This is a genomic window from Candidatus Hydrogenedentota bacterium (genome assembly GCA_019695095.1).
GTDB lineage: Bacteria > Hydrogenedentota > Hydrogenedentia > Hydrogenedentales > SLHB01 > JAIBAQ01.
This window is the reverse complement of the sequence record JAIBAQ010000222.1, coordinates 1-8757: the sequence shown is the minus strand read 5'-3', so window position 1 is coordinate 8757 and position 8757 is coordinate 1. Positions and strand designations below refer to the sequence as shown.

General features: G+C 57.1%; 6 protein-coding genes. 3 read left to right on the top strand and 3 right to left on the bottom strand.

Annotation, left to right across the window (positions count from 1 at the left end):
* Positions 1–141: 141 nt before the first annotated feature.
* Both K1Y02_23135 and K1Y02_23130 read right to left on the bottom strand, forming a co-directional pair.
* Positions 142–546 (bottom strand): BlaI/MecI/CopY family transcriptional regulator, encoded by a 405-nt coding sequence (locus tag K1Y02_23135; protein ID MBX7259275.1) that lies wholly within the window; start codon positions 544–546, stop codon positions 142–144.
* Between the two features lie 228 nt (positions 547–774).
* The gene (locus tag K1Y02_23130) at positions 775–1497 is read right to left on the bottom strand and encodes a 2-phosphosulfolactate phosphatase (GenBank protein ID MBX7259274.1); all 723 of its coding nucleotides are present in this window, start codon (positions 1495–1497) and stop codon (positions 775–777) included.
* Between the two features lie 212 nt (positions 1498–1709).
* Between K1Y02_23130 and K1Y02_23125 the strand changes: the two genes are divergently transcribed.
* A complete protein-coding gene (locus tag K1Y02_23125) occupies positions 1710–5552 on the top strand; it encodes an NPCBM/NEW2 domain-containing protein (protein MBX7259273.1) in 3843 nt (1280 codons plus the stop codon).
* A 53-nt stretch (positions 5553–5605) separates the two neighbouring features.
* On the opposite strand, the gene K1Y02_23120 is transcribed toward K1Y02_23125, so the two are convergent.
* A complete protein-coding gene (locus K1Y02_23120) occupies positions 5606–6598 on the bottom strand; it encodes an aldo/keto reductase (protein MBX7259272.1) in 993 nt (330 codons plus the stop codon).
* Positions 6599–6747: 149 nt separating this feature from the next.
* Between K1Y02_23120 and K1Y02_23115 the strand changes: the two genes are divergently transcribed.
* Complete coding sequence (locus tag K1Y02_23115; GenBank protein ID MBX7259271.1) at positions 6748–7740, top strand: prolyl oligopeptidase family serine peptidase; 993 nt, start codon at positions 6748–6750, stop codon at positions 7738–7740.
* A 247-nt stretch (positions 7741–7987) separates the two neighbouring features.
* The coding region (locus K1Y02_23110) for a gamma-glutamyltransferase (protein ID MBX7259270.1) at positions 7988–8757 on the top strand (770 nt) is incomplete at its 3' end.

The following is an 8757-nucleotide window of genomic DNA, read 5'->3' as shown; positions in this document are numbered from 1 at the left end:
AAACGCGCCGCCGAATAGTGCAAAACCCGGCAGAGAAGCCACACAACCACGGCCAGCAACGCTACCTGCCACGACATGTGCAGCATCCACGAGGCCCACGATTCCCCCGCTTGGTTCAACAGAGTGATCCAGTGGCTCATGCTATTTTTCCTCGCGGCGTTTCTTCTCGATTCGCGCCAGTTCCTGTCGTATCTTCTGCAGCTCTTCCTTGGATACGTGTTCGGCAAAATGTGCCAGGAATGGATTCAGCGCACCGTCGAATACGCGCTGAATGAAGGAGCCTGTTGCTTCCCGCGTCATCTCTGCGCGTGTATACGCGGGCCGGTACAGGAAGGAGTTGCCAATCTGGTCGTAGGTCAGCGCGCCCTTCTTGACCAACCGGGCCAGCATTGTTTTCACGGTCTCATAAGCCCAACCGTACGTTTCCGGCACGCGCTCGTAGATATCGCGCGCTGCCATTGGGCCGTGTTCCCACAATGGTTTCATGACTTCCCACTCCAGGTCGGACAATTTCGGGGCTTCGGCTGATTCGTTCTTGGCGTCCATGAGTACAACTCTCCTCGAATGATTTCTTAAGTAGATGATAGACTACGCATGTATTCGATGTCAAGACAAATCGCCACTGTCTTCTGCTCCCCTGAATTTTCTTTGACTTTACCTCGCCAGACTTGGCTCGCCCCGACCACGTGCGAGGCATTTGTCCATGGGCTATTACATAGCCTCGATGGGCATTAGTAGCAGTCTGTCCGCTTCTTGAGTGCTACCTAAGAATGACTACATTGCGTTATGAACGATCACACCCAATTCCGTCCGTGCGATAACCGTTGGGATAGCGCCAGTTACGTCCACGCGCGCGCACCAGGAAATGTCTGATTCCAGGTTCACTGCGCGCAGCTTCTCTGCGTGCGGGGCATTCGCAAACAGGAGAGGCAGGCCTTCGTCCTCGATACGGCGTTCCCAATAGGCGCACAAGTCCTTGCCTTCCCCAACGGGCAACCCGGTTATCTTCGCCAGATACGCCCCTGCGACCCAATCTTCTTGCGCGTTGAAGTCAGGGTCGCCGTGAAGTCCGGCCGGAATGATAACGATATCCGTGTCGTGCGCCGTCGCCGCGCGTATCACTGCTGACGCGTTTGTGGTGGTGCCCATGTAGACCGTCCGGGCTCCCCAACAGCTCACCAAACGCTGCGCTCCCGTGGTGGTTGTGAAAACGACATGCCTGCCCTTGGCGGCACTGACAGTCTGCGGACTATTCCCAAAATCGAATCCATCGGGTGGAAGTCCGCCACGTTCTCCAAACAGCAGCACATCGGGCATTTCTCGCTTGGCTGCGAAGGCGTCGTCCACGGTTCGTACCACCAGGAGTCGTTCTGCGCCCGCATGCAGCAGCATGGCGGCTGTTGCGCTCGCCCGAAGTGCGTCGACAACTACCGCGACATACGCATGGTCCACCGCATAGCGGCAACCTGCCTCGCCTTCAATCAAATGTACATGCATTAGCGATGAAGTTCTCCACTTGAATTGGCCTGGCCGCGGTTACTTTCCCAGCGGCAGACCTCTATCAAACCATACGTTGCATACGAACCCAAAACTTCTGACTTGCTGTCCGGGAGCGGCCCACTGTAAAGGCGGCGTTCTTGCAGAGACTCATCCAAGCCTTTACGATCTGGACCGGGTACAATCAGTCGATACCACTGGGGGACGCTGCCTTGAACACTACCATTTGTGGACGATTCGTATCGGCGCTGCTGTTACTCTTCGCTTTGTTACTCGATCCAGCTTGGGCACAGAGCTCGAGTGCGCTGCCAACGCCCGTCTCGCACCCGGCACCCGCGCCGTTATTCGTCGATCCCGTGTTCGACGGCGCGGCCGATCCAACCATCGTTTGGAACCGCGCCGAAGGTTCCTGGTGGATCTTCTATACGGCGCGGCGCGCCAACCAAAAAGACGAACCCGGCGTTCGCTGGTGTCATGGCACCGACATCGGCATCGCCGTATCGAAGGACGCCGGCGCGTCGTGGACCTACGGCGGCATCGCGAAAGGTCTCAACTTCGAAGAAGGGCGCAATACCTTTTGGGCGCCGGAGGTCTTATGGCACGACGGACAGTATCACATGTTTGTCAGTTATATTCGCGGTTTGCACGATGATTGGTCCGGTCAACGCCATATCGTCCACTACACGAGTGCCAACCTCGCTGACTGGAAGTTTGTTTCTCAACTCGCATTGTCCAGCGACAACGTAATCGACCCCTGCGTCTACCGCCTGCCCGACGGTACGTGGCGCATGTGGTACAAGGACGAAGCCGATAATTCGCATATCTACGCTGCGGACAGTCCGGACCTTTTAACGTGGACGGTGAAGGGACCGGTCATCACCGATCGCTCGGGCGAGGCTCCGAATGTCTTTCTCTGGAATGGCGTCTATTGGATGATCACGGATGCTTTTGGCCTGAGTCTTTACCGCTCAAAGGACGCGGACACCTGGACATATGTTGGCCCATTTATGCGTGAACCTGGTCAACGCCGAGACGACGGCGGAGTCGCGCAGCACGTGGATGTATGGGTTCAGGGTGAGCAGGCGTACATTGTCTACTTCACTCACCCCTACGGTAAACAGCATGTAGAACCCGACAAGCACCGATCTGTTCTCCAAGTCGCACCTTTGTCTGTGAAGGATGGCGTTTTGGAAGCAGATCGAGATACGCCCTTTGAATTCGTTCTGCAACCACCCGATCGGTGGACGTTGGCAACCGATGACACGCGTATCACTTTCGGCGTTGAGGCAGACCGTCCTGTGGTCTACAGGCTTGAGGATACCGCTGGAAAGAACATCTGGATCGAGAGCTTGTCAGATGTCCCCTTGATGTCATCAGCGTGGGCGAATGGCTCCGAGACTGCTCTGCATTGGCGATTCGTGGATGGGGCCGTGTCCGCAGAAGACGCTACGGTTGTCCTAACCTTCCATAATGACAGTCCCAAACTGCAACTCAAATCGTGCTGGCGTGCGCGGCAGGGGAGGGGACCTGTCGAGCAATGGATCACTCTTGAGAATCAAAGCAGCGGTATTGTCTCCATTTTGCATCAAGACAGTCTGACGTTATCGGGCCTTAGGCCAAACGGAGAGGCCGAAGTGCGTTGGATTAAGCGCGGCGGCGGGAATGCCTCCACTCAAGGCGGCACCGTCATCGAACCCGTCCGATCGCAACTTGACCTTACACTTATAAGCAACTGCGACGACGGCGCAAGCCCAGTGCCGTGGCTGGCCGTGCAATCGAAGAACAACTGCGGTCTGTACGTGGGCTGGGAATTCTCCGGGCTTGGCCGCATTGCAGCGAAGTCTGGTGACGGCGCGGCCATGAATCTATCCATTGGCCTTCTTCCCGAATTTAGGACGGACATCGAACCCGGCGAGGTCTTTCAAGTTCCGCCCGCATTCGTGGGGTGCTACACCGGCGACATCGACGACGGTTCGTATTCGTTGCACCAGTGGATACTCAGATACCTGCGTCCAAAGCTTCCAGACGACATCCCCGATCCGATTCTTGCCTACAACCTTTATCTGGATGCCGGTGGCCCAACGGCAAAGGAGGCCGACGTCTTGCGGAGTGCGGAGTTCTGTCGCGACATCGGTTTTGAGGCATTCATGCCCGACGCCATGTGGTTTCCCGCGTGCGGCGACTGGCGCTGGGACCCGGCGCGTTTTCCAAACGGAATCGCGCCCATCGAACAGTTCGTCCACAACTCGGGCATGCGCCTGGCGCTGTGGTGCGCCTGGACCAACGGCGGTGTCTCAGAAGATGCCGGCGCACTCAGTGTTCGCGGACCTGTGGGTCATCCCGATTGGTTCGACTCCGATTTCAATCCCGATTGGCAGCCCGGTCCATTCTATGGCGGCCGCGTGTGTTTGGCATGCCCGGAAGCGAAGCAATGGGAAACTGAGAAGACGCAGTGGTTGGTGTCGAATCACAAGCTCGATTATCTCAAGCACGATTGCGGGCCTATCGTCACGCAGTGCAACAAGACCACACACCGGCATCGTTACGGTGTGGACGCGAGCTATTGGGCCACGATGGGCTACTACGACGTCCAGGAGAAACTGCGCGCAGCCTATCCCCGCATCATCCTTGAGAATTGTTCCGGCGGCGGGCACATCAAGGATTTCGGCATCATCCAACGCACCCACTACACGGTCACTACGGACACCCTCTCGAATCTACCGGATCGCCAGAGCATCTACGATTCCACATTCGCGATTCCGCCGATGATTTTACAGGCCTACACCTACGAACGTAACTACCATGTTCCTGGCGATGACCCTGGTTCCTATCTGTGGCGAAGCGCCATGATGGGCGCATGGCAGATTGATCCAACAAACACGCGTATCTGGACCGATGAGGAGAAGGATTCCGCCAGGAGTGATGCGCAGATCTACAAAGACTGGGTGCGGCCAATGCTCAAAGACGCCCAAGTCCACCACATCCTTCCTCGGCCCGACGGGGTTCATTGGGATGGTATGTTCTACTGGTCTCCGAACCTCAAGCGCGGCACGCTGTACATCTTTCGTCCTGACTCGGACGATTCGCAGCAGACCGTTCGTCTCAAAGGGCTCGAACCGGCAGGAATGTATCGCGTCTGGTGCGAGGATGGTTCAGTCCCCGTGGGCGAACACACCGGGGCAGACTTGATGCAGGCTGGCCTCGCAATTGGATTGCAGCAACGTTACTCAAGCGACTTGATCTTTCTTCAAGACGCCTCGCTTCCCAAGCCCGATGGACTCGTGATGCCGGGTGCGTTTCAACTTGGCGAAGCCGAGGTGAAAGCCGGGCCCTTCGATACGTCCGTTACACTCACGTGGACCCCCAGCGCACACGCGCGAAAGTACCGGATCCAAGTCGCGCGTTCGCTGGACGGCAAAGATGCCCAGACGAAGGTAGTGAGCGGTCTCCACGCTACATTTTCCAATCTTTCGCCTGAAACCGGCCTCTGCTGGTCAGTTACTGCTTTGTCCTGGGGCGGACGGCGCAATCACGATGGACCCTTGGGAGAGTTTGTGACGCCTAAGTTGGAAGCGCTGGATGGCATCTCCTTCGTTTCGGACATGGAATGGCTTCAGGCAACGGCAGGCGCGGGAAATGAAGTTCACCGCGACACCAACTATTCCGGAGGCGAAATACATATCGCAGGGACCGCGTACCCGAAGAGCATATGGATGCACGCCTTTGACGACACCACCCCCGCAGACCTCGTCGTTTCTACAGCCGGTAAGGACTTCTCGATATTTGTGGCCGATGTGGGGGTCGAAGATAGCGGTGGTAGCGGAAGTGTGCAATTCCAGGTGCTTGCGGATGGCGCCGTGATGGCAGAGAGCTCCGTGTTGAGATCCGGCCAATCGCATCACTTTGAAGTCGACGTGAAAGGTGCGCGCGAGGTGACCCTTCGCGTTCTTAACGGAGGCGACGGTTTCTCATGCGATCACTCGGCTTGGGGCAATGCGCGGTTTGTGAAGGCAGGCTCCACCGATCCGCTTGGGTTCCCTAGCTCGAAGTCTTAGGAACGTGTAGCGGATTGCACGAGCAGACCGAGTCAGCGATGAATCCGCGTCGGTTACTTGCTCTTGCCGGTCAGCAGGCTAACTGCCACCTCCGTCGGTTCGCGATCGGTCGCGAGCGGCGGGTCGATCGATAGCGCCGTAATCTCGGCGCGTTGCTCAGCCGTCAGGCGGATATCGACACACCCAAGAGCCTCATCGAACTGCGCCAGATTGCGCGCGCCAACAATTGCGCTTGTGATCGTGGGGTGACTGATCACCCAGGCGTTTGCGAGCGCGGCGGGCGATACTCCCTTTGCCTGTGCGTACTCCACGAATCGTCCCGCGACTTCCATGTAGGCGGCGTCTTTGTATCGCTCGATATACATCTTGTTCTCTTTGATTCGGCCTGACTCGCCACGATGGTATTTCCCGGTGAGCAGACCCGCTGCAATGGGACTGTACGGACAAACAGCCAACTGCTCGTGAGCAGCTAGCGGGAGTATCTCCACCTCAACCTGCCGCTTGAGGAGGTTGTACATCGGCTGCACGGCCACGATGGGAGCAAATCCCTTCGCATCGGCGACAGCAATCGACTTCATAATCTGCCACGCGGAGAAATTCGACACACCGCAGTAGTGCACCTTGCCGCGTTCGATCAGTGAGGAAATCGCGTCCAGACTGTGCTCAATCTCCGTATGGTCATCCCAATGGTGAAGATAAAGCACGTCCAGCCAGTCCGTCTGCAGTCGCTGCAGACTGCGATCCACTTCCAAGTGAATATGCCGCCGCGAACTCCCTCGCTGATTCGGGTCATCGCCAGTCGGAAAGTGAACTTTCGAGGCCAGAACAATATTTTCTCGCCGCGGTCTTAGCCAGCGTCCTACGATCTCCTCGGTGAGGCCTTTACAGTAGATGTTTGCCGTGTCAAAGAAGTTGATCCCTTTCTCAACAGCGCGTTCCATGATCGCGTTCGCCGTTTTCTCATCGGCCTCTTTGCCAAAGGTCATCGTGCCCAGGCAGACTTCCGAAACCTGGATGCCGGTCTTCCCGAAATACGTGTAGTTCATGAATAGCTTTCCTTCGTCGGATTGATATACGGAAAGGGAATTCTACCACCTTGCCAGCACCCCTGTAACCTGCCTCGCAATCATGCGCACAATCCTTGTGAGAGCAAGGACGCCATCTGAGTGAATTGCCTGGACCGGAGAGGGACATCATGAGTATGCTTCGTGCTCAATGTAACCGCTTTCGATTTCGAAATTTGGGAATTGCCATGCTTACCGCCGTTGTGTCCACGCTCTTGTCGACCGCCTGCCCCGCGTCAAATAGCGAAGTTCGTCACGCATCTCTGGTACACGACGGAATTTCGCGGACCTACCGCCTCTTTGTCCCGTTGAATCTCTCTTCGTCCAATCCCGCTCCGCTGGTACTCGTATTGCACGGGGGCGGCGGTAACGGCGACAAGATGGCCCGGTTGACCAAGTTTGATGCCGCCGCTCGGAAGTACGGATTCATCGTGGTCTATCCCGATGCGTACGAGAAGCACTGGAACGATGGACGACAAGGCACCTCGTACACGTCGATGGATACCAATGTCGATGACGTTGGCTTTCTGGAGACTCTGATCGGACATATCCAGTCGCAGTTCGCGATTGACGCCTCCCGTGTGTATATCACCGGTGCATCGAACGGGGGAATGATGACGTATCGCATGCTCTGCGAACGCACCCCGCTGTTTGCCGCCGCGGCGCCCGTTATTGCCAATATGCCAACCGATTTAGTCGGTGCATGTGTACCCGCCGCTCCGATTCCAATGCTCATCCTTAACGGCGAAGAGGACCCGCTCATGCCGTGGAATGGAGGCGAGATTGCACCGGATTTCCCCAAGCGCAGGAAGGTGTTCAAGGGTACGGTTGTCTCGACCGAAGAGACGGTCGCGTATTGGTCAACATGGAACGCATGCACAAGCGTGGGCGAGAAAACCTACCTTCCCGACGCAGACCCCAACGACGGCACTCGCATCTGGGTCCAGTCCCACACGGGTGGTACCGATGGCGCGGTGGTCCATCTCTACGGCGTTGAAGGTGGCGGGCACGGCTGGCCCGGCGGAGCGCAGTACCTCGTTGAATCCATCATCGGCAAGGTCTCGCAGGACGTGGATGCCACCGAGCTGATTTGGCAGTTCTTTCAAAATCACACCCGCGAATAGCGCCACACTCCGAAGAGTCCCTCACCGGTTCTTCCTGTTTTGCACGAGACTTGCAGGCAGCCTTCGTCGTATGCTGGATCCCGATGCCCCGCGCCTACGGCTTAAGGGCACGAACGGAGGCGAGCACATGAAGCGAAGGACCTTTATGCAATTGGCCGGCACGGCTTCCTTGGGCGCATTGGCAAGCCAGTGTTCAACGATTGCGCCGCAAGAAAGCCGCACGGCTACAGAAGGGGAGACCATTCACATGAGTGAAGTTCCAATTCGCAAGGAATGGCTCGCAGGCCGCAACCAGAATCGCTCCACGGTCGCGGGTAGACACGGAATGATCTGTACCAGTCAACCCCTATCCAGCATGGCTGGCGTCGAAATGCTGAAATCCGGCGGCAACGCTATCGACGCCGCCGTGTGCGCCAGCGCAATGATGAGTCTCGTCGAGCCCATGAGTTGCGGTCCAGGCGGCGACCTCTTCGCGATCGTCTGGGTCGAGAAAGACAGGAAACTCTTCGGACTCAACGCGAGTGGCCGAGCGCCCTACGATTGGAACCTGGATGCCGCGAAGGCCCTCGGTCTGGATCAGATTCCTTCACAAGGGCCGTTGGCTTGGTCCGTGCCGGGCTGCGTAAGCGGGTGGGCCGCATTGCTGAATCGGTTTGGATCAAAGTCGTTTTCCGACATTCTAAAACCGGCCATTGGATATGCACGCGAAGGATTTCCCGTCTCACCGATCATTGCCCGATCGTGGCCATTCCCTGCCAGTTATGACACGCTGGCTAAAACGTATATGCCCGGCGGAAAGGCGCCCGAATTTGGAGATATTTTCTGCAACCCGGCGTTGGCCGATACCTTCGAGCAAATTGTGAAGGGCGGAGCCGATGCCTTTTACAGGGGCGACATCGCGGAGCGTATCGTGCGATTTTCCGCATCTGTCGGTGGCAAGTTCTCGAAACGAGATTTCGAAGACCACACTGCCGATTGGGTCGAACCAATTAGTACGAACTATCGCGGATTCGACGT

Coding starts and splice junctions, on each gene's coding strand:
- K1Y02_23135 (MBX7259275.1), bottom strand. CDS start 546: ATGGACGCCAAGAACGAATCAGCCGAAGCCCCGAAATTGTCCGACCTG.
- K1Y02_23130 (MBX7259274.1), bottom strand. CDS start 1,497: ATGCATGTACATTTGATTGAAGGCGAGGCAGGTTGCCGCTATGCGGTG.
- K1Y02_23120 (MBX7259272.1), bottom strand. CDS start 6,598: ATGAACTACACGTATTTCGGGAAGACCGGCATCCAGGTTTCGGAAGTC.
- K1Y02_23115 (MBX7259271.1), top strand. CDS start 6,748: ATGAGTATGCTTCGTGCTCAATGTAACCGCTTTCGATTTCGAAATTTG.